This is a genomic window from Sphingomonas sp. ABOLG (genome assembly GCF_003950435.1).
Lineage (GTDB): Bacteria > Pseudomonadota > Alphaproteobacteria > Sphingomonadales > Sphingomonadaceae > Sphingomonas > Sphingomonas panaciterrae.
On the sequence record NZ_QQWW01000003.1, the window covers coordinates 59056 to 80566 of the forward strand.

Here is a 21511-nt window from a genome sequence, read left to right on the forward strand (position 1 = left end):
CACGGTAAACCGCGCGACGAAACCGCTCGCCGACGCAGGAATGCTTCCGAACCGGTTTATGGCGATGGCTGGACCGGCTGTTGTGCGGTGCGGCGTGAAACAATGCCGCGCAACAGCGATAGCGTCTCGCCCAGCGTGCACCGGCCCAGGGGGCGCGTCATCAGCACTGCGCCAAAGGTCAGATACCCCAGCGTGACGGCAAGTAGCAGGCCGATCAACGTGCGCGGCAACAGGGCGCCGACGGCGAACATTGCGGCCCCCGCGACGCTTCCCGCCAGGACGAAGGGCAAGGCGAGATGGATCAGGTCGCGTGCCGATACCGGTCCCCGGCTGCCGGCCAGACGCCAGACCAGCGGCAGGCGAATGAAGATATCGCTGAGCGCATAGGCCGCGGCCACCCCTTCTGCCCCCCACGGCAAGCCGGCGGTGAACGCGACTGCACAACTGGCGGCGTTGAAGATGCCCCACCGGCCGAACTGACCCGTGCGGCTCTGGCTGATGAACAGCCAGCCCAGCGTTACCGTCAGCGGTTGGTGCAACGACGCTAGCGCCAACCACCGGAAGATTTCGACCGCGCCCGACCATTGCGCGCCCAGCATCAGTGGAATGGCGACATCGGCCCAGATCAACAGGCACAGGATGCCAGGCAGCGTCAGCAACAGGATTTGCCCCACCGTTCGTGAATAGGCGGAACGATAGCGTTCCGGCTCGTCCACCAGTCGCGACAGGGTTGGCACCATTACGCGTTGCAACGGCCAGGTGATCTGCTGCAACGGGAACAGCAACAGCTTGTACGCCCGGTCGTACAGGCCAAGCGGCCCTGCCCCGTGGAACCTGCCGATCAGGATGTTGTCGAGGTTGCGGGCAAAGAAGTTGGTCAGGTTGAACGTGGTCAGCCCGCCACCGAACCGCAGCATCGTCCAGACGCTGCGGATATTGGCGGGCCGGCCGGGACGCCATCCCGACACCATCCATGCCCCCACCACCGATGCCAGCGCACTGGCCAGCGCGCTGGCGACCAGCGCCCAGGGACTGGGATCGAACCATGCCCAGGCGATCGCCGCGGCCAGCCCGACGACCGCGGTCGCCATATCGACCAGCGCCAGCCCGCCGAACCGCATCATCCGCGTCGCCATCGCCAGATGCTGGGCGCCCAGTCCCGTCGTGAAGATCGCGACCGCAAGCGCCGCGACAATGGGGGTCAGCTCGTTCGCGTCGTAGAAGACGGCAGCCAGCGGAGAACACAGCATCAGGATTAGCATCAGCGCGAACGACAGCGCCGCGTTGATCCAGAACATCGTGCTGGCCTGTCGATAGGTCAGCTCGCGGCTGACCACCACCGCCTGCGATAGACCCAGATTCTGAGCCATGCTGGCAAAGGCAATGAGCGGGGACGCCATTGCCACCAGACCGAAGTCCCGCGGCGACAGAAAGCGCGACAGCACCACCACCGAAGCGATCTGGACGGTCAGTTTCACGCCCTGCGCCGCGCCCGACATCATTGCCCCGCGCACGGCGCGCGCGCCCAGCCCCCCTGTGGCATTGTCACGGGGAACGATATCGTCGGGCCGGTTATCCCCCTTTGCCATCCAAGCCGCCTAGCGGGTCGCCGCGCGTTTGAAAATGCGCGAACGCATCCCGGTCCGGGATCAATTGGAATCGGTTCTGATTACACGTTGCATTGGCTTGAATCTCCAAGCTATCGTCATCCCGCATCGGGTGCGCCTTAACTTGAGTTGATATGGTGGCGGCTGATTGGCGCGGTGCAGGGGGCAATGTGCATTATCGATCAATTGATGATCTGAATCGCACGATTCAGACGAGTGTCGGACTACTACCGCGTGATATCGATCTGGTAGTCGGCATTCCTCGCAGCGGGCTGCTGGCGGCCAATCTGATCAGCCTGGCGCTGAACCTGCCGCTGGCCGATCTCGACGGATTCCTGGAAGGGCGTATCCTGTCGGCGGGGTCCACCCGGCGCCGGCCCGGTTTCGACCGCGCAGCGGATCAATTCAAGCGTGTGTTGATCGTCGACGACAGCATCCTGTCGGGCGCGGCAATGCGGGAGGCGCGGGAAAAGATCGCCCGTGCGGGTCAATCGCATCGCTGCATCTTCTGCACCGTATATGGCCCGGAAGAGGATGTGGTCGACGTCGACTTCGTCATGGAACGCGTGCCGCGTCCACGCGTGTTCCAATGGAATTTCATGAACCACAAGGTTCTGGAACGCGCGTGCCTCGACATTGACGGGGTGCTGTGTTTCGACCCTACGCGGGACGAAAACGACGATGGGCCTAACTACGTCGAGTTCCTGACCAATGCCCGGCCGCTGATGGTGCCCGGCCGGCGCGTGGCGCATCTGGTGACAAGCCGGCTTGAACGCTATCGTCCCGAAACCGAAGCGTGGCTGGCCGCGCGCGGCATCGAATATGGCAAGTTGTGGATGCTCGACGTCCCGACGGCCGAGGAGCGTCGCCGCCGCGGCGCCCATGGCGCCTTCAAGGCGCAGGTCTATGCCGGCCTCGATGCCCAGCTGTTCATCGAAAGCGAGGAACGTCAGGCAATCGAGATCGCCCGGCTTTCGGGCAAGCCGGTACTGAGCATTGAAAGCCATACCGTCATTCAGCCTGACGCCCATCTCGAACATGCCGAACGGCTACGCCGGCGCGCGTCGCGCCTGCGTGAACGGATGTCGAGCGAACGTCATGGTTGGCGCCGGGTAGCCAAGCGCGTGCTAAATCGTGTTTTCGGTCGAGAAAACGTCCGGTCATGGGTGGCCAAGCAGCGCGTTCGCAGCTGAACCGTCCACCGCCGGTTTCGAATTTGCGGGTGCAGAACGTCATCAAGTGCGATCTTGGTGACCTCGAAACCGTGCGTTACGCTGTCTGCATGCCGCTGGCCGTTGTCACGGACTATCCGAAGATGATAAGATCGGTATGGCGGTCTGCCGCAATTGAACGCCTTTTAATTGGTGAGTATAGTCACCCGAAGGATCCATTCGATGGGGTCGCCAACACCTTCAAGTCTAAAGTCTTCTGAACGGATGCATTACCTTGATGCCTTAAGGGCATTCGTAATGTCCATAGGTGTCGTATTGCATGCCTCATTGACTGCTGGTGTTCACCATTGGGCACCTCAAGCGGTGACGACTTTTTCGCATCTTTTCAGAATGAAGTTATTCATAATAATTGGCGGGTACTTCTTTGCGCTTCAGGCGGCGAAAATTGGTTCGAGAGCGGTAACCAAAGATAGAATACGTCGGCTTGGCGTACCCATCATGGTCTTTTTGTTAATCTTCAATCCTATAACTATTTATATATGGAATGCCAGAGAAGACCAGTATCCGGAGGTCTATTATTATGCATTTAATATGCCAGGAGAGTATCTAAACACGCATGGGGCTGGCTGGCATTTGCATATATGGTTTTTAGTAGTACTGCTTGTATACTGCGTAGCTCTATCTGGTTTTACTTTATTAATTAAAATAAGTCCATTCAACAATGTTGTTGCATTTTTGGAAAAAATGCCAAATTGGCTGATACTGATTATTCTCGCGGTGACTACCTCCGGGCTATTTGCGGTGGGAAGGGCGTTGCACTTTTTGTTATTTCAGAATCTTACCAAAGAAGGGCCGTTTAACTATATTGTGCAGGCAACACTGACCTATGCGCCGTTTTTTGCGCTAGGAATAGTATTCTATAATTCAAAAAAGGTATTCAGCGCAATGCATAGCGTGAGTATCTTTCAAACAATTGTATCTTGGATATTTCTCGCAGCAGTTTGGTCAAACGGCAGGTCGATATCAACAACAATCGGTTTTGCGCCGAGTGAAGCCGTAAGGCACTTTGCACAGGAATTTGCCGGATTCTATATTTGCTGTATTATGTTTTTCGTATTCTCTAGGTACGTTATTAAACAAAATAAGGCGGTAAGATATCTATCAGACAGTTCTTATACGGTATATCTGTTCCATATTTTTGTATTGGTATGCGTTGATTGGCTGTTGTTCAGTTTTACTGTCAATAGGCTTATTGTTTATATTGTATCTATTCCGATGGCCTATGCAGTCTGCCTTGCTTTACACCGATATATAGTTACGCCTTCCCCGATGCTATCTTTATTGTTCAACGGAAAATCCCTTCGGACACCGTAACTTAAATCACAATCGCGCTATGATATACTTTCATTTTGCGGGTGTATCCAACTTGCAGCAATACAGGATGTCGGCTTGGCACGATGTTCATCGTCGGACTTTATAGCTGACGTGGCAAACGGATGAATAACAGAAATATACAGCATCTTGCTGTCATCGGTGCACGGGGCCATTCTTTGGCCCCGTCAACTGTTGAGCGGACATCGCCTCGGTGGCGTATCGGAAACGGCGGTTTGTACCGTTACGATGCAGTCGGCGATCGGATCGCCGTTGTTTAAGCGATAGCAATCAGTCACGTCTGGGTAGTTGCAGACACGGTCAGAGGGCTTCAGGGTGACAGTATCCCGTCCGCGTCAGAATCGGCGTGACGATATTCAAGGCCTGCGGGCGATCGGCGCGCTGCTGGTCGCGACATTTCATATCTGGGTGGGACGGGTTTCGGGCGGCGTCGACGTGTTTTTCGTCGTGTCGGGATTCCTGCTGGTCGGATCGATGGTTCGCGAACTTGGCGCCACTGGCCGGGTCGATTTCGTCGCGTTCGTCGGGCGGCTCGTAAAACGACTGCTGCCGGCGTCGCTGTTCGTGATCGCGGTCGTCCTGGCAACCGCACCGTTCTGGATGCCGCAGACCCGATGGTCGAGCCATGTCGTCCATGTCCTGGCCTCGACCATCTATGTCGAGAACTGGTATCTGGCATGGTCGGCGGTCGACTATCTGGCCCGGGACGAAGTGGCCAGCCCGCTGCAGCATTACTGGGCAATGTCGGCACAGGTGCAGGCGCTGGTCCTGCTGTGCCTGACGATGACGGTTACCGGCCTTTTGCTGCGCAACCGCGCGGAACGGCGCGAACGCACAGCGATCATTGTCCTGGTCGCGGTGTTCGTCTTGTCGTTCGCCTATTCGGTGTATGCGACTGCGACCAATCAGCCGGTCGCCTATTTCAACACCTTTGCCCGTATTTGGGAGTTTGCGCTCGGCGGCCTTACCGCCGTGTTGCTGGCGCGCGTGCGGTTGCCCGTGATCGTCCAGCTGATCGGCGGATGGCTGGGGCTGTTCCTGGTGATCAGCTGCGGCATCCTGTTGCAGGTGTCGACGATATTTCCGGGCTATGCCGCGTTGTGGCCGACGCTTGGCGCGGCGCTGATCCTGTTATGCGGGCAAGGCGAACACCGGTTCAGCGTGCGCCGCCTGCTGTCGATCAAGCCGCTGAACTGGTTGGGCGGCATTTCCTATGCGCTGTACCTGTGGCACTGGCCGCTGCTCATCGCGTTCCTGACCGTAACCTATCAGACGCAGGCTTCGTTCGCGGCCGGATCGGCGATCCTGGTGGCGTCCGTCCTGCTTGCCTGGCTGACCACGCGCCTGGTCGAAAAGCCCTTCTCGAAGGTGCGGGAGGACCGGCCGTGGCGCACGATCGCGGTTGGCGCAGCCGCGGTTGCCGCCACCACGCTCGGCGATGGCGCATGGAAGATCCAGACCGCGCAGGCGGTGTCGGCGGACAAGCTGATGAAGCCCGATCCTGGCCGCTATCCCGGTGCCGCCGTGTTCGATGGCCGGTACTTCGCCGCCGATGGACGTGTGCCGATCAGGCCCGGCCCGTTGTGGATGAAGCGCGACGTGTCGCCGCTCTATGCCAAGAAATGCCATCAGGACATCGACAAGGCGGGGCTGATCAGCTGCACGTTCGGTGATCCCGGCGCCCGACGGGTGCTGGCGCTGGTCGGCGGGTCGCACAGCGCGCATTATTATTCCGCTCTCGAACCGATCGTCACCGGCCAAGGGTGGCGCATGGTAACCTTTACCAAAAGCGGCTGCGTTTTCGCTACGCCCAGAACCGGTACGTCGAAAAACGATCGTTCCTGTGCACGGTGGAATGAAAACCTGATGGCCAGGCTAACCGAACTCAAGCCCGACATCGTGTTTACCACCGCGGCCCATGGCAAGGACGGTTCACGCGAGCACGTCGTGCCCCAATTTGCCGAGCGATGGGCCAAACTGACGCCGCTTGGTATTCATGTCGTTGCGATCCGGGACAATCCGTGGTTCCGCAACGACATTCCCGAATGTGTTCAGGTCAACGGCCCCGACAGCAACCTGTGTACGATGGCCAAATCGGACGCATTTGCCGCGATAAATCCGTTCCGGGACGTCCGCTCCGACCCCCGGATCCACTTCCTCGACCTGACCGATCATCTGTGTCCCGATGACCAGTGCCCCGTGGTCGCGGGCAATATCGTCATGTATTCGGACCGGCATCACATGACGAACACGTTCGTCCGGACGCTGGCCCCCTATCTTGCCAGCGCGCTGACACCGATCATGGCCGATATCGATCATTCGCGCACCGCTTCCCGGCAGGCCGGTGTCAGGCGCTGAAGCAATCGTGCAGGTGCGGCGGAAGCGAAGCCATCCACGCGATATGCGGGGGATAGGCCGTGGCTTTGTCCGCGGCGCCGGCCAGCAGGTTCGATGCGACGATCGTCTCGGCGATTGCCCGGATTTCACTGGGAGCCAGAATTTCGCTGAGCGGGTCGCCGCCCATCGTCTCGACATCGGCAATCAGCCTGGCAATTTCGACTAGCATCGCGATTCTCCCGTAACCGTTATGGCTTGGAGTGGTTAACGATAGGTCTATGTTAAGATCGCGCTACTATTGTGGGGGGGCCCGGTGTGCGGTGCTCGCCAGCAAGGGCCGGGATACACCGTTTGTGATGAACGACTTCGAAAAGCCGGGGGAGCAGCCGACCGGCCGCCTCCCCCGGTGGTGAGTGAGCGAATTCAGCCCAGCGTATCCAGCCCCGCCGAGGATCCCGACAGGCTGTAGACATAATAGGTCACGCCATCGCGCTCGACCGATCCATCATATTCCAGCGCCGAGACGGCGCCGCCCATCATGTTGGTGATCGTCACCATGCCCCCTTCACCCGGTGAGCCCGGATCGCCGGGGCCGCCGACACCGCCCGGCAGGTCGAGGATCCCGTCCGAGCCGAAGCCGACCGTCCCGTCATTGTTGCGATCAAAGACCTTTGTGGTGGTGACCAGGATATCGTTCGCGCCGAAATTCGCGATCGTGTCGTCGCCCAGCGCCAGGTCGAGCGCGGTGTCGAAGAAGAAGATGTCGGCCACCGTATCCCCGGCATCGCCCGACAGGACATCGTCGGACAGGACTTTGCCTTCCTGCGCGCCATCAGGGCGAACGGCGGCATCGGCATAGACGAAACTTCCCTCGCAGGCCTCGCCCAGAAAGCGCAGCGCGCTGGTGCCGGTGATCGCGACGCTGCCCGATGCGGTGTTGAGGATCCCGTTCCTGCCAAAACCGATGATGCCATCGCCGTTACCGTCGCGCAGCGCGACATCGGTGACGAGGATGTCGTCGGCAGCGAAATTGGTGATGCTGTCGTCGCCGCTGTCGTCGCCGCCGAAGAAGAAGCTGTTGTGATAGTCGGCGCCGGTCAGCATCTGATCGGCTGCGCCCGATCCGTCGACGGTGCCTGGCCGGTCGATCGTCGGGCAATCGCCTGGCGGGGGCGGAGGCGTGTCGCCGCCGACGCCGTTGACGGTGATGGTCACGGTCGCGCTGCTCGACAATTCACCGTCGGTGATCGTGTAGCTGAAGCTGGTGGTCGCGCTCTCACCCTCGTTCAGCGCATCGAAGGCGCCATTGGGGTCATAGGTGAAGGTACCGTCGCCATTGTCGCTCAGGTTCCCGACCAGGCCGCTTGCGTCGAAACCGCTGAGCGTGAAGCTGTCGCCGTCATCGGGGTCAAAATCATTGGCAAGCGGCGCGATTATCACCATCCCGTTTTCGAGCACGGTGACCATGTCCGATGCCGCCACGGGGGCATCGTTTTCGTCGGTGTCGACCGCAACGACCGCAGTGATGTTGAACCCGGCAAAGAAGATATTGTCGTCGTCCGACGGGTTCAGCGTCGTTACCGAAATGCTTTCCGCGCCATCGGCAAGGAAGGGGGCGGCATTGACCGAATTGCCCTGCGCCAGATCATACAGCTCGTCATCAATCCGCGGATCGCCGTCGGGCAGCGCGCCGGGATCGGGATTGGCGGGATCATCGCCGATACCGCCGATGGTGAGCAATCCGCCATTGGCCGCCTGACCATCATCCGATCCGCCGGCAGAGGTCGTCAACGGGCGGCCGTCGACCGTCACCTGCGAATATTGTTCGCCCCCCTGGAATCCGAACCCTATGCCGAGCGACAGCAGCGCTTCGAACCCATCCTGGGTGGTATCGACCGGTTCGTCGAAGCCAAGCGCGAATTCGTCGCCGTCGGGATTGCTGAACCCGTCGAGCAGCGCGATCGTTCGCAGGCTTTCGTCGGGGTTCGAATAAACGATGACGAGCGCAAAGCCGTCGACATTAAGGCCGCTGATACCGTCCAGATTAAAATCAAAGACATCTTCATCGCCATCGCCCACCGCCTCGCGGATGAACGCGGTAATGTCGGCGCGATAGCCCTGAAGGCTGGTTGGGCCGCTGACGCCAAGCGCATCAAAGTCGCTGACGGTCAGCGTGTCGTCGCCCAGAGACAATGTCGCGGAATCAACGGTGCCGGAAAAATAGGTCGAACCATAGAGAAAGGCAGCTTCGACCCGGGATCCTTCAGGCACGATCGCCGATACGATGCCGCCACCTGTCGCCTGTCCCCCGACGCCGTCGATCGACCAGTTCCCGTTGCCCACGAAAGTATAGTTCGCGTTCAAAGACATGACGTCCTCCATTCTCGATGAGGGAAATACTCAACGCAGGAACGCAACTGACAATGTTAACGAACACGGTAGTGAGTCGCTTCACTAGTGCCGGATTAACCATCCTCCTGTTTTGTCAATAAGGCAATAGCATCGACAGCCGACAAGGCTGTTCTTATTTTGCTGCTACGCAGCGGAAAACGCTGATGGTGGCTGATAAGTTAAAAAGGAGAGCACCCGATCAGGATGCTCTCCTTGAGATATCTGCGGCCTTTGGGGTACGTAACACCACATGCGACCATGTATTCGCACCGGCAACGCATATGGTGAACGGTTTGCCAGGGACAGGTCTGCAACCGATCGGTCGCCACCCCGATCATCCGATAGAGGTCAGGCCAGCGTTTCCAGCCCGGCCGGGGATCCCGCCAAGCTGTAGACATAATAGGTCACGCCATCACGCTCGATCGATCCGTCATATTCGATGGTGGATACGGGTTTGTTCGCCACATCGGTGATCGACAGCGTGCTGCCCGTGCCCGGCAGATCGAGGATCTTGTCCGACCCGAAGCCGATGATGCCATCACCATTGCCATCGGCAATCGCTTCGGTCACGACCATGATGTCCCTGGCCCCGAAACGGACAATCCTGTCGGCGCCCAGCGCCATGTCCAGCACGGTGTCGAAGAAGAAGATATCCGCCACCTTGTCGCCGGCATCGCCGGTCAGGATATCGCTGGACTGGACGCGGCCTTCCTGCGCGCCATCGGGTCGGATAGCGGCATCGGCATAGACAAACTGGCCTTTGCCCACTTCTCCCAGAAAGCGCACCGCACTGACGCCGGGCATCATGATGTCCCCGGACGCGGTGTTGAGCGTGCCGTCCTTCCCAAAACCGATGATGCCATCGCCGTTGCCGTCGCTCAGCGCGACGGTGGTGACGATCATGTTTTGGATCACCGCATCGGGGATGTCGTTTTCGACAGCGCGTTCGTTGCTGCCGACCGGGCTGACCGGAAGGGCCGAACTGACTGGGTTAGCCGGGCTGACCGGGCTCGCCGGACCGGCGAGGCTGGCCGTGCTGGCGGTGTTCCCGCTGCTGGACAGGGCGAAGTCGCGGGCGTCCATCCGACCGGTGAAATTCTCTAGCCGGATGCCGATATCGGCCTTGCCGTCGCCATTGATGTCGCCCTGGATGATGGTGTGGCCGTCGCGCGTGTCATAGCGCAGCTGCCCGGCGCGCTTGGTAAAGGCATCCGAGCCGATGAAGGTGAAGGCCTGGTTGCCGGCGGCCTTGATATTGGCGTCGATCGCCGACAGGTCGATCACATCCTCGCCGCGCGTGAAATCGAGGATCCGGTCCATGGCCGAAACCTTTGAATCGTCGCGGGTCAGCAGCGTGAACCGGTCCCTGCCCGCACCGCCCGTCATCCAGTCGCTACCCGCGCCCCCGACCAGTACGTCGTCGCCCCCGGCACCGGTCAGCGTGTCCTCTCCCTTGTCGCCGTACAGCGTGGCACCGGCATCATGCGCGTCCATGCGATTGTCGAGCGAGTTGCCCCGGCCGGTCAGCCGGACGGCCCCCGCCATCGTCAGGTTTTCGATATTGGCGCCCAGCGTCCAGTCGATCGTCGCGACCACGCGGTCGGTGCCCTCACCCGCCTGTTCGGTGACGATGTCGCCACGATTGTCGACATGATAGGTGTCGTTGCCGGTACCGCCGGTCATGCTGTCGGCACCCGCCCGCCCGTCGATGACGTCGTCACCGCCAAGGCCGGTCAGGACATTGTTGCGGGCATTGCCGGTCAGGATGTTGTCCAGCGAATTGCCGGTCCCTGAAATCGCGTTGCCGGTCATCGTCAGCGCCTCGAGCGAAGTGCCCAGCGTCCAGTTTACGCCGGCGAACACATGGTCGTGGCCTTCGCCGACATATTCGGTCACCCGGTCACCGACATTGTCGACGACATAGATGTCGTCGCCCATGCCGCCGATCAGAGTGTCGGCACCCGCGCCGCCATCCAGGCGATCGTTCCCGCCATTCCCTTGAAGCCGGTTGACCGCCGCATCGCCGGTCAGAACATCATCGCCGCTGCCGCCGATCAATTCCTCGATCGAGACGAAATGAACGCCGTCCAGCGTCGCGGTGATGCCGTCGGTGACGCCGGAGAAATCGACCTTGTCATGGCCCGACGTGCCGATATGACGGGTCGGTTCCTCCGTCGGCGATGGCGGCGCCGCAACGGTCAGCGTGCCGCCCGCGGCCGCGCTGGTCGGGCGATCTTCGGATCCGACACCTATGTCGGCACCATCGGCGACATGCTCCAGCAGCGTGCCGAGCGCGGCGGTCGGGTTGCCCTTCTTGTCGAGCAGGCCGAGGCGATAGCCGTCGAACCATGACCCGGCCCCCCAATAGGTGCCAGACAGGCCATATTCGTTCAGCGTTTCGAGGAAATTGTCGAGCACCACCTGCCAGCGCGGATCGTCCGACGGCACACCGAACTCGCCGATGAAACCCTTGGCCCCCTTCTCTTCCAGCCAGCCCACGAAGCTCTGGATCCGGCGCTCGCCGATATCGGCGGTGGCGCCCTCCTGATCGTAATTGCCCTTGTAGGTGCCCGACCCGTCCTTGTCGAAATAGACATGCGCTTCGTAAACGATGTTGTTCAGCGGGTCCTGAACGTCGAGGAACGGATTCTTGGCCGCCCAGTTCGTCGCGTTGGCCCAATGCTCACCCTGGACGAAGATCGTGTGGGTGTCGCCCAGCGCGCGGATGGCGTCGGTTGCGGCCTGCGCGGCTTCCCGCCAGGTCGTCTTCGACGGCATGCCGTGCGGTTCGTTCATCAGATCATAGCCGAGCAGCGCCGGTTCGGACCCGATCGCACCGGCCAGTTTCGACCAGAAGTCCGCGAAGCTCGCGATGGGGACCTCGGGCGAACCGATCACCTTGCCGTCATGACGACCATAATTGTGGACGTCGACGATGACCTGCGCCCCGGCCTTTGCCGCGTTGGTCATAAACGTCGTCAGCCGCCCCAGTTCTGCGGCATCCAGTGTCCCGCCCGGTTCCGGTTGCAGACGTTCCCAACGGACCGGAAGACGCACCAGCGTCAATCCCTCGTCGGCGTAGAAGTTGAGATCCTTCAGCGACGGATAGATATAGTCATATCCGTATTTGTCACCCTTGCCGAATTCTGCCCCTGAAAGATTGATTCCCAGCATATTGGTTGCCCAGCCCCAATAGTCGCATTGTGCGCTTGTTCTGGCTGGGAAATAAGGCCGGGCATTGGCTAAACTATTAGGACGGCTGCTTAATTGGCTATTTACCGCGATTTCTGTCGGCGACGGTCGTTCAGGATGCCAAGCAGGAACTTCGGATTGCCGATTACATAGCGGCTGAACAGCCGCCGCGGCTCCAGCATCAATCTGTACAGCCATTCGGCTCGCAACTTGCGCAGCAACGTCGGCGCCCGGGGAAAGACCCCGGCGACAAAATCAAGATAGGCACCGACACAGATCACCAATGCCCCCGTCTGGGCTGCATGACGTGCCGCCCAGATTTCCTGCCGGGGCTGACCCATGCCGACCAGGACGATGTCGGGCTTGCACCGTATGATATCGGCCACGACCGCGTCGGATTGCGTATCCGGAAAATAGCCGTCCTGAATACCGACGACACGATGCTGGGGGGCGATCGTCGCCAATCCGACCGTCGTCAAACTTCCAACGCCCGGCTTGCTGCCAAGCAGATAGAGCGCCAGCGGCGTGCGATGGTCGCGCAACAGCCGGGTCAGGAAATCGGTCCCGGCGAGATTGGCGGGGAATGGGGCACCTTCGAGCCATTTGCGCGCCAGATCGACGCCGATACCGTCGTTCAGTACCAGTGCCCGATCAAAGGCATCGCGCAATCTTCCATTCCTGCGCGCTAGGTTCACGCTGTGGGCGTTGCAGAACGCCACGATCCGTTCGCCGTTCGCATCGATCATCGCTTCCACGCGGAGGATGGCTTCGTCTTCGGTCATAACCGCGATCGAGACCGGTCCGATCAGGCTGCGAGGCGAGAGGACGGGTGCCGTCATCGAATGGGGGGACGGTTCCATGGTCAACAACTCGTTAAGCAATGAATTCAACGCTCGATACATGACTTTGTAGCAAGCCGCGATCTCGACCGCAATTAAAGGGGTTGGGGGTGTCGAGCAATTGTTCCAGTTACTACGATGTTCTAATGGTTTCCCCGACGGCCGACGCGGCAACAGTCCGCACGGCGTTCCGAACCCTCATTCGCAAATGGCATCCCGATTGCGCGCAACCTGGTGATGCGGATGCCGAGCTTCGGGACCATGCTGCGGCACTGATCGAAGCGTATCGAACCTTGTCGCATCCAGAGCGCCGGCAACAATATGATCGACGGCGTATTCAGATCTCGATGGCATCGGGAACGGACCGTCGCCGTGGCGAACGTCGACAACCCGTGAGCAGGGCGCAGAAAGCGCTTGTCCGGCAATACAGACTGCTTTGGGCACTATCGATGAGTGTTGCCGGAGGCGTGGCGCTTGCAACATTCCTGCCCGACCTGTCGGTATCCAACGACGTTAGCCGGGATGTCCTTCGGGCATTGTAAAAGTCGAACATGAAAAGGCCCACCCTGCGAACAGGGTGGGCCTTTGATGTCCAATCGGATCGGCAACGTGCCCGACCCGACGGTTTTAGCCGGCGAACGGATCAACCGTTGTGTCGGTCGTGCCGTAGTAGTAGTAGGTTACGCCGTTGGCGCCAACGGTTTCACCCAGGAATGCCAGGCCGTCGATGCCGGTGAAATCGACCTGACCGCCAGGGCCGGTCGACGGATCGCTCGACATCGGTCCTTCGGCACCCGAGGTGTCCAGAACATCATTGCCACCGAAGGTGACGATGTCGTTGCCGGTGCGGTCGAACAGCTTGCTGGTGGTGACGAACAGATCGTCCGAGCCGAAGCCGTTGACGACGTCGCTGCCCAGGTTGAGGCCCAGGCCGTTGTCATGCAGCAGCACCTTTGCGCCATCGGACATGTCGATGACGTCGTCGCTGACATCGCCTTCCATGACATTGTCCGCACCAAACGTGGTGTTTAGCTGGCGGAGCGTCGCGGAGTCGGCATAGGCGAAGTTGCCGCCCTTGGTGCCGAGGTAGCGGATCTCGGTGATGTCGACACCATTTTCACCAACGACCTGCAGCTGATCGTTTCCGGCGCGGCGAGCGCCGCCGCCCGTGCGGTTAACGTCGAGCACGCCGTTCGGACCGAAAGCGATAAAGCCGTCGTTGTTGCCGTCAAAAATCTGCCGGCCGGTGATGATCGAGTCATCGCTGCCGAAGTTCAGGAAGGTGTCGTCGCCGACATTGCCGCTCGCAATGACAAATGCGTTGGCACCATCAGCACCATTGAAAATGCCATCGCTATTGTCTGCTGCGACGTCCTGCGCTGCGGCGGTCGAAATCAGTACGCTGTTGTCCCGGAATGCCATGATCATCGTCCCTTTCAAAATGCGTTTGCTGCCTAACGACTATGTTGGAAGAGAAATCAGCCATCCGGGTGTCAACCACGTCGGCCCCCTCGCCCCTTTTTTACTTCGTTACGGCCCTGGTTTCGCACATGCGAAACCCCCCGAGTCGGCAACTGCCTCAGTGCTCAGGGCCTTAGCGCATTAACATTTTCTTAACCATATGGTTCCGCGCCGATCTCATCAAGATTGTGCCGTAACGACGCATATTTTGCCGGAACGCGGTTGGTTCGGCCCCGGAACGGCTCCTTTTCGCGAGGAGAAGGTCTCTTGGCGTACCGATCGGGAAAAATGGCGATTACCCCTGATGATTGAGGGATGACCGACATTCGGGGGCAAGGGACCCGGCAGTCCGATGCGATAACCAGGAAATGACGGCGCCAGACCGATAGCGTTGCGCTGGCTCATTAACGAAAACAGCCTGGTTAACTCGTTGTTACCAAAACTGTCATGATCAACGCATAGGCGGTCGCCCATTCAATCTGCGTATCGCGGCCGCCGCGATCCGCAGGATGTTCTACTGGCCGGCGGGTTACCGGCCACAATGGGGGAAGTATGATATGGCGCAGCGTGGGGATATCGCGATCGTCGGCTATGGCGCCGATACCGGGGTCAAGTCGTTCGCATTCGTGCTGCTGGCCGATCTGTCGGGCCAAACGATCTATTTCACCGACAATGGCTGGCTGGCCGCGGGCGGGTTCCGTGCCAATGAGGGTACGGTTTCCTATGTCGTTCCCGCCGATACCCCGATCGGGACGGTCGTCACCGTCTCGGGCCTGACCGGTCAGTTCAACCCGGCGGCCGGCGGCGACCAGATCCTGGCCTATAGCGGCGATGCGAGCGCCCCGACCTTTCTGTTCGCGATCGATTTCGCCGACAACAACACCAGCTATGCCGGCGACGCGACGAACTCGAACACCAGCGCGGTGCCGACCGGGCTGACGGAAGGCACCGACGCCCTGGCCTTTGCCGCCGACAATGGCGCCTATAGCGGTCCGTTGACCGGGACCCCGGCCGATATCCTGGCGGCGATCGCCGATCCCGCCAACTGGACGACCAACGACACCGCCGGTGTCGACTATCCGGGCAATTTTTCGGTCACCACCGGTGCGCCTGGCAGCTTCACCGTCACCGACACCAGCATTGCCGAAGGCGATGCCGGCACCACCATGCTGACCTTCACGATCGATCGCGTCCGGGGGAGCACCGGCGCCGCCAGTGTCGATTTCACGACCGCATTCGGTTCGGCCGACGCCGCCGACCTGACGGGTGCGCTGCCGTCGGGTACGCTGAGCTTTGCCAATGGCGAAACCACTCGGACGGTCACGATCGAGGTCGCCGGCGACACCCTTGTCGAAGCGGATGAGACGATCGTGCTCACGCTTGCCAACGCCACCGGCGGGGCGACGATCGCCAGCGACACGGCAACCGGAACGATCACCAACGACGACAGCATCGAGAACCCGGCGACATCGCCCTGGATCAATGAATTCCATTACGACAATGCCGGTGGCGACGTCGGCGAGTTCATCGAGATCGCGGGCGTGGCGGGTACCGACCTGACCGACTGGTCGATCGCACTGTACAACGGCAATCCGGCACAGCGGTCGGTCTATGGCACGATCGCGCTCAGCGGGATCATCACCGATCAGGCGAACGGCTTCGGCACGGTCGCGGTCAGCTATGCCGGGATCCAGAATGGCAACACGTCCGGCAACGAGCCTGACGGCATCGCACTGGTCCGCCCCGATGGCAGTGTCGTCGAGTTCATCAGCTACGAAGGGTCGTTCGTCGCCGCCAGCGGCCCTGCCGAAGGCATGACCAGCGTCGACGTCGCGGTCGCCGAGGACGGTTTACAGAGCGATACCGCCACCGGCCGGGTCGGCACCGGCGACGAAGCGGCCGATTTCACCTGGGCGCTGATCGACGACGACACGCCGGGCGAGGTGAATGACGGACAGCAGTTCGTCGCCGCCGGCCCGCGCCTGTCCGTGACCGACATCAGCTTTGCCGAGGGTGACAACGGCACGAAGACCGTCGAGTTCACCGTCCTGCGCGACGGCGCCGATGGCGCGTTTTCGGTCGATTATGCCACCGCGGACGCAACCGCGACCGCCGGCAGCGACTATGTCGCCACCACCGGTACGCTGACCTTTGCCGCCGACCAGCGCGAAGCAAAGGTCGCGGTGACGATCAATGCCGATATGGTGGCCGAGGCCGACGAGACGTTCCTGCTCAACCTTGCCAACGCCACCGACGGCGCGACGATCGATCGCGCGCAGGGCGTTGCGACGATCCGCAACGACGATGACGTGCCCCCTACCCTGTCGATCGGCGACGTGACGGTAGCGGAGGGCAATGCCGGCCAGACGCTCGCGACCTTCACGGTCACGCGCACCGGCGGCACCGGCGCGGTATCCGTCGCCTATGAAACGGTCAGCAACACCGCGGTCGCCGGCAGCGATTTCGTCGCGACGTCCGGCACCGTGGAATTCGCCGCGGGGCAGAACAGCGCAACGATCAGCGTCGCGGTCAACGGTGACCGGCAGGGCGAAGGCGACGAGACGTTCTTCGTCGCGCTGTCCGATGCCACCGGCGGCGCGATCATCGCCGACGGCCTGGGCGCCGGCACCATTGCGAACGACGATTTCCTGCTGATCAGCGACGTGCAGGGCAGCGCGCATTTCAGCCCGATCCTCGCCGCTCAGGGGATTTCGGCGTTCAACACCGCATCGACCACCACGGTCACGGTCCAGGCGGTCGTGGCCGCGCTCGACGGCACCGGTGCCCGTCAGGGTTTTTACCTGATGGAAGAGGCGGCCGACTGGGACATGAGCAGCCTGACGTCCGAGGGCATATTCGTGATGACCCGCACCGATGGCAATGTCGGTCAGACGCTGGCCGCCTATGCCGCCGACCTGAAGGTCGGGGACCTGGTCACGGTGACGGCCAACGTCATCGAATATCAGACGTTCCAGAATCTGCCGCGGACCATGCTGGTCACGCCGGGCGCCTATTCGATCGCGTCGAGCGGCAATGCGGTGCCGACGCTGGTCCTCGACGGCAGCACCGGCCGCGCCATCCCGAACGCGGTGCTGACCGACGAAGTGCCCGACTATACCGACAGCGCCGATGATGCGGCCGATGGCTTCGATCCGGATCAGGGCGCGCTCGATTTCTTCGAAACGATCGAAGGCATGCACGTCACCATTCCCGACATGGTCGTTGCCGACGGCTTTGTCGGCGTTTCGGGCGGCGATCCGTTCCTCAAGGCCTATTCGACCGTCCACGCCAATGCGGACCAGATCAACGATCGCGGCGGCTATACCATCGCCGGCGATCCGCCGCTGTCGCCGCCCGATACCGCCACGACGCTCGACACGGTGAATTCGGGCGGGCGCTACCTGCACGATGGCGACGTCAATCCCGACATCATCGAAATCGACTTCACCGATTTCGCGACACCCGCCCCCGCAGGCCTGACCAACGGCGCATCGATGGGCGACCGTCTGGGCGATGTGATCGGCATTCTCGACTTCGACTTCACCGACCTGAAGCTGTTCGTCACTCAACCGCTGGGCGAGGTCACCGACACGACGCCGGTGCGCGAGACGACGACGATCGTCGCCGACGAACGCGCCCTCACCTTTGCGACGTTCAACGTCGAAAACCTCGACCCGACCGATGGTGCCGCGCGGTTCGCGGCAATCGCCGATGCCATCGCCAACAACCTCAATGCGCCCGACATCCTGTCGATCGAGGAAATTCAGGACAATAACGGTGCCGGCAGCGGCGACGGCATTTCGGCAAATGGCAGCGATGCGTCGCAGACGTGGCAGATGCTGACCGACGCGCTGAACGCGGCGACCGGCCAGAATTATCAGTGGGTCGACGAACTCCCCGACTATAATGCCGAAGGCGGCGAGCCCGGTGGCAACATCCGGGTCGGTTTCCTCTACAACACCAACCGGGTGCAGCTGGGCGATCTGGCCGCCGACGCGACCATCGCCGAGCGGCGCCAGTTCACCGACCGGATCGGCGACGGCGTGCGCGATGCGGGTGATCGCATCGGCCATGACGACAGCGAAATCGCGGCCGCGATCAACGCCGCCGACTGGCAGAACACGCGCAAGTCGCTCCTGGCCGAGTTCACCTTCAACGGCAATGCGGTCTATGTGACCGCGAATCACCTGCCGTCCAAGGGCGGCAGCGAGCAGTTCTGGCAGATCGACCAGAACCTGCCCGCCGGCAGCCCCGAGAACGCCGGTTGGGAAAAGCGGACCGCGATTGCCGAAGACCTGTGGTCTATGATGGACCGCATCCAGCAGGCCGATGGCGACAACCGGATCATTTCCGGCGGCGACTTCAACGACTTCTATTTCTATCGCCCGCTTGAGGCCGCGACCGGTTATGTCGATGCGGCCGGCAATGCCCGGGTCGGAGGGGCACGGTTCGACAACCTGACCGTGACCAAGCTGTCGGAGGCGGAACGCTATACCTATGCCTTTGACGGGCGGTCGCAGGCGATCGACCATGTGCTGGTAGATCAGCAGCTGGGCGGCGTCGCCACCTATGACGTCGTTCACATCAACACCGGGTACAACAACCGCGGCGGCACTAACCCGGCGCTGTCGGATCACGATCCGGCAATGGCCCAGTTCGATTTTCGCAATTTCGGCGAATTGCTGAGGGGTACGGCGGGTGCGGACACCATCGACGGGTTCGGCGGCAATGATATCCTGCGCGGCGGTGCCGGTGCGGATCGGTTGAACGGTGGCGCGGGTCGCGACGTCTCGGACGGTGGCAGCAACGACGACGTGCTGACCGGCGGCGGCGATGGCGACGTGTTCGTGTTCGACAATAGCGGTGCCACCGGTCGCGACCGCATCACCGATTTCGGAACCGACGACCTGTTGCTAACGACCGTCGCGATCCGGGACAACAACAGCAACGGCACGATCACCTTTGGCAGCAACAAGGTGCTCGACCTGACCGACGGCAGCCGGGTGACGATGACGACCGATACCGGCCGGTCGTTGCAGGCGCTGGAATTCGATGGCGTGGCCGAGCTCGATGGCGTCAGCTACTTCGTCTACAGCCAAATCGGATCGGCAGTGGGCGTCGCCGACCTCGCTGCGCTGGGATAAGGCCGGGCAGGACCGGTCATGGGCGTCACGCATCCATGACCGGTCCTGATCGCGCCGATGCCCGTGGTTCATTCGCTCGGGCATCCCATTATCCGGTTTTGGTAGCCGGCAACGGCCGGCATGCCTTGCCCCCTTTCGCCTTGCCGCGCTTTGGCACGCTCAGGCTTTCCGTCTTGAATTAATACTTCGAACGGGCAGGAGGCCATGATACAGGTAGCGCGCTGAAGAAGCTTGCTTCGCCCCGGCTTTCTGCTTCTGGAAGCATCAGACTGGAGACCTGCTGCGAGCTCGACCCGATGTTTGTTTCTCTTATTCCTGCGGGCGGCAGCGGCACGCGATTGTGGAGGATGTCGCGACCCGAACGGTTCAAGCAGTTCTGCCGCTGACCGCGGCGAAGACGATGCCGCAGCTAACTGCCGCGCGGATTCTAGGCAAAGGATATTCAGGAATAACGCGACGACCTCTAACATAGATCGTTCGGCGGTCTTCATACCGGCAGGTTGGCTCGATGTTGGTAAATACAACGCGCCGTTTTGTTCTGCATCTTGAGCAAGAGTGGTGAATCAAGAGAGCCCGCTCATATCAATGCCGAGTGCGCCCATGGTTTAATCGGCGTACCTTTCAAACAAACCATTTTCACTCGAATTCAGTGCTTGGATTCCGGAGATTACGGACTATCAGCTACACGACCTTTTGATGTTATGACATCTTATAAGGCACGAGTTGCCTGAACTGTTTGGTAAGATGGCTCAGCAATCGCCCGCTACCGAAATGATAAAGCAGCCAACGTATACGCTGGTTACATCCCAACCTGGGCCCACCATTTTCCGATCAGAGACTTTCTTGCCTTGTCCATTCTGACCCATGTCTGGCGGACGCGCCCAGCATCGACATGTGTTGAATCGTAAACGCGCGTAGTGATGATCATGTGAACCTGCGGCAGGATCGCGGGCCGGCCCTCACCTTCGGGAAAGGGTGAATCGCCCAATCGCAGACCATCCCTTGCGAGACGAGATGGTTCTCTGAATAGCCCGCGACGAGGTTTCGCCAACCGGCGACGCCCTCACCGAGCGGCAGCGAGCCCACCGCGTGTGCGCAAGCCGGTTCGTCGGGTCGCAGTGTAGCAACGTGAGCATCCACAGCCCATTCCCCCCAATGACGGCAGGTTCGCCCGGGCGGGTGCGGAACGACCTGTGACGACGAGGTCGTCGCGACGCGACCAGTCGGGCGTCGGCCCGAAGTCGTCGATACCGTGACGGCGTTTGATAGACTGATATAGAGCCAGCTCGACTGGGCGGTTCGGTGGGTGCGGAGCAGTTCCAGGGTATAGCGTCCGCTATGTTGGCGCGTAACGCACATTGAAGGGACGCGAAGCATAAAGAGTGTTCATTGAAGTCTGCATTTCAAAAGGTCCCGGGCGGCGACACCGCCGGGCTAGGTCGCTCGTGTCGGAAAGCAGTGAGAGGTTGGGCGGTCAGCCGGCGAGCCATGCATCAAACGCTGCGACCGCAACGGGACTGCTCTCGACCGCGAGCCACAGTCGCTAACACGCGATCGCCTGGGCCTCGACATAGGCGGCCAGCAATCGGCGGTTCCAATGACCAACGACGCAATTGAGGCTCTCGATTCGCAACGTGATTGGGCGCCAGCCGAGACCACGTAAGCATGATCTCGGGCGAGCCAACCGACAGGTTTGGGCCACAAAATGGCGAATTTCGAAAGAATATAACGTTTACATCAACGAGGCTGAATGTCTCGAACTGGCCAACTGCAGACGTTAGCCCGCGCCTGAACGAACGGCCGTTACTGCGGCGCGGCGCCCGAAAGCGGACCGGCCGCCCTCCACCCAAAGACCGCACGTACGGTCTTGCCGAAGTTCCAGATCAAATTTCTGATGAGGGATCCCACAGTAGCGGCAGCGTACTGCCCGCTTACGTCAGCCGTTTGTTTGGATAGCCAGCGTATCGGGCTGGGCA

Annotated in this window: 10 protein-coding genes; 4 read left to right on the forward strand and 6 right to left on the reverse strand. The window is 60.9% G+C overall.

What is annotated here, in order from left to right:
* Nucleotides 1–56: 56 nt before the first annotated feature.
* The gene (locus tag CA236_RS04070) at nucleotides 57–1589 is read right to left on the reverse strand and encodes a lipopolysaccharide biosynthesis protein (RefSeq protein ID WP_125944647.1); all 1533 of its coding nucleotides are present in this window, start codon (nucleotides 1587–1589) and stop codon (nucleotides 57–59) included.
* 152 nt (nucleotides 1590–1741) lie between these two features.
* On the opposite strand from CA236_RS04070, the gene CA236_RS04075 reads away from it, so the two are divergent.
* The 3 genes from CA236_RS04075 (at nucleotide 1742) to CA236_RS04085 (ending at nucleotide 6529) form a co-directional block, all read left to right on the forward strand.
* Entirely contained in the window at nucleotides 1742–2800 is a 1059-nt protein-coding gene (locus CA236_RS04075) for a phosphoribosyltransferase family protein (RefSeq protein ID WP_206430506.1), read from the forward strand.
* A gap of 243 nt (nucleotides 2801–3043) precedes the next feature.
* A complete protein-coding gene (locus tag CA236_RS04080; RefSeq protein WP_277600062.1) occupies nucleotides 3044–4153 on the forward strand; it encodes an acyltransferase family protein in 1110 nt (369 codons plus the stop codon).
* A 333-nt stretch (nucleotides 4154–4486) separates the two neighbouring features.
* Complete coding sequence (locus tag CA236_RS04085; RefSeq protein WP_164518848.1) at nucleotides 4487–6529, forward strand: acyltransferase family protein; 2043 nt, start codon at nucleotides 4487–4489, stop codon at nucleotides 6527–6529.
* Here the strand turns inward: CA236_RS04085 and CA236_RS18695 are convergent.
* From CA236_RS18695 to CA236_RS04110, 5 genes are all read right to left on the reverse strand, one after another.
* Nucleotides 6519–6737: a hypothetical protein gene (locus CA236_RS18695; RefSeq protein ID WP_164518849.1), complete on the reverse strand. Its 219-nt coding sequence runs from the start codon at nucleotides 6735–6737 to the stop codon at nucleotides 6519–6521. The genes CA236_RS04085 and CA236_RS18695 overlap by 11 nt on opposite strands.
* Nucleotides 6738–6931: 194 nt before the next feature.
* Nucleotides 6932–8878 carry an Ig-like domain-containing protein gene (locus CA236_RS04090; RefSeq protein WP_164518850.1) on the reverse strand — a complete coding sequence of 649 codons (1947 nt, stop codon included), beginning with the start codon at nucleotides 8876–8878 and terminating at the stop codon, nucleotides 6932–6934.
* Nucleotides 8879–9247: 369 nt separating this feature from the next.
* A complete protein-coding gene (locus CA236_RS04095) occupies nucleotides 9248–12073 on the reverse strand; it encodes a cellulase family glycosylhydrolase (RefSeq protein ID WP_164518851.1) in 2826 nt (941 codons plus the stop codon).
* 101 nt (nucleotides 12074–12174) lie between these two features.
* Nucleotides 12175–12993 carry a WecB/TagA/CpsF family glycosyltransferase gene (locus tag CA236_RS04100; protein WP_125944652.1) on the reverse strand — a complete coding sequence of 273 codons (819 nt, stop codon included), beginning with the start codon at nucleotides 12991–12993 and terminating at the stop codon, nucleotides 12175–12177.
* Nucleotides 12994–13557: 564 nt separating this feature from the next.
* Nucleotides 13558–14358, reverse strand: a complete 801-nt coding sequence (locus tag CA236_RS04110; RefSeq protein ID WP_164518852.1) for a hypothetical protein — start codon at nucleotides 14356–14358, stop codon at nucleotides 13558–13560.
* Between the two features lie 590 nt (nucleotides 14359–14948).
* Here CA236_RS04110 and CA236_RS04115 point away from each other — a divergent pair.
* Complete coding sequence (locus CA236_RS04115; protein ID WP_164518853.1) at nucleotides 14949–19535, forward strand: Calx-beta domain-containing protein; 4587 nt, start codon at nucleotides 14949–14951, stop codon at nucleotides 19533–19535.
* Nucleotides 19536–21511: the final 1976 nt, after the last annotated feature.

Coding starts and splice junctions, on each gene's coding strand:
- CA236_RS04100 (WP_125944652.1), bottom strand. CDS start 12,993: ATGTATCGAGCGTTGAATTCATTGCTTAACGAGTTGTTGACCATGGAA.
- CA236_RS04080 (WP_277600062.1), top strand. CDS start 3,044: ATGCATTACCTTGATGCCTTAAGGGCATTCGTAATGTCCATAGGTGTC.
- CA236_RS04075 (WP_206430506.1), top strand. CDS start 1,742: ATGGTGGCGGCTGATTGGCGCGGTGCAGGGGGCAATGTGCATTATCGA.
- CA236_RS18695 (WP_164518849.1), bottom strand. CDS start 6,737: ATGCTAGTCGAAATTGCCAGGCTGATTGCCGATGTCGAGACGATGGGC.
- CA236_RS04090 (WP_164518850.1), bottom strand. CDS start 8,878: ATGTCTTTGAACGCGAACTATACTTTCGTGGGCAACGGGAACTGGTCG.
- CA236_RS04095 (WP_164518851.1), bottom strand. CDS start 12,073: ATGCTGGGAATCAATCTTTCAGGGGCAGAATTCGGCAAGGGTGACAAA.
- CA236_RS04115 (WP_164518853.1), top strand. CDS start 14,949: ATGGCGCAGCGTGGGGATATCGCGATCGTCGGCTATGGCGCCGATACC.
- CA236_RS04070 (WP_125944647.1), bottom strand. CDS start 1,589: ATGGCAAAGGGGGATAACCGGCCCGACGATATCGTTCCCCGTGACAAT.
- CA236_RS04110 (WP_164518852.1), bottom strand. CDS start 14,358: ATGATCATGGCATTCCGGGACAACAGCGTACTGATTTCGACCGCCGCA.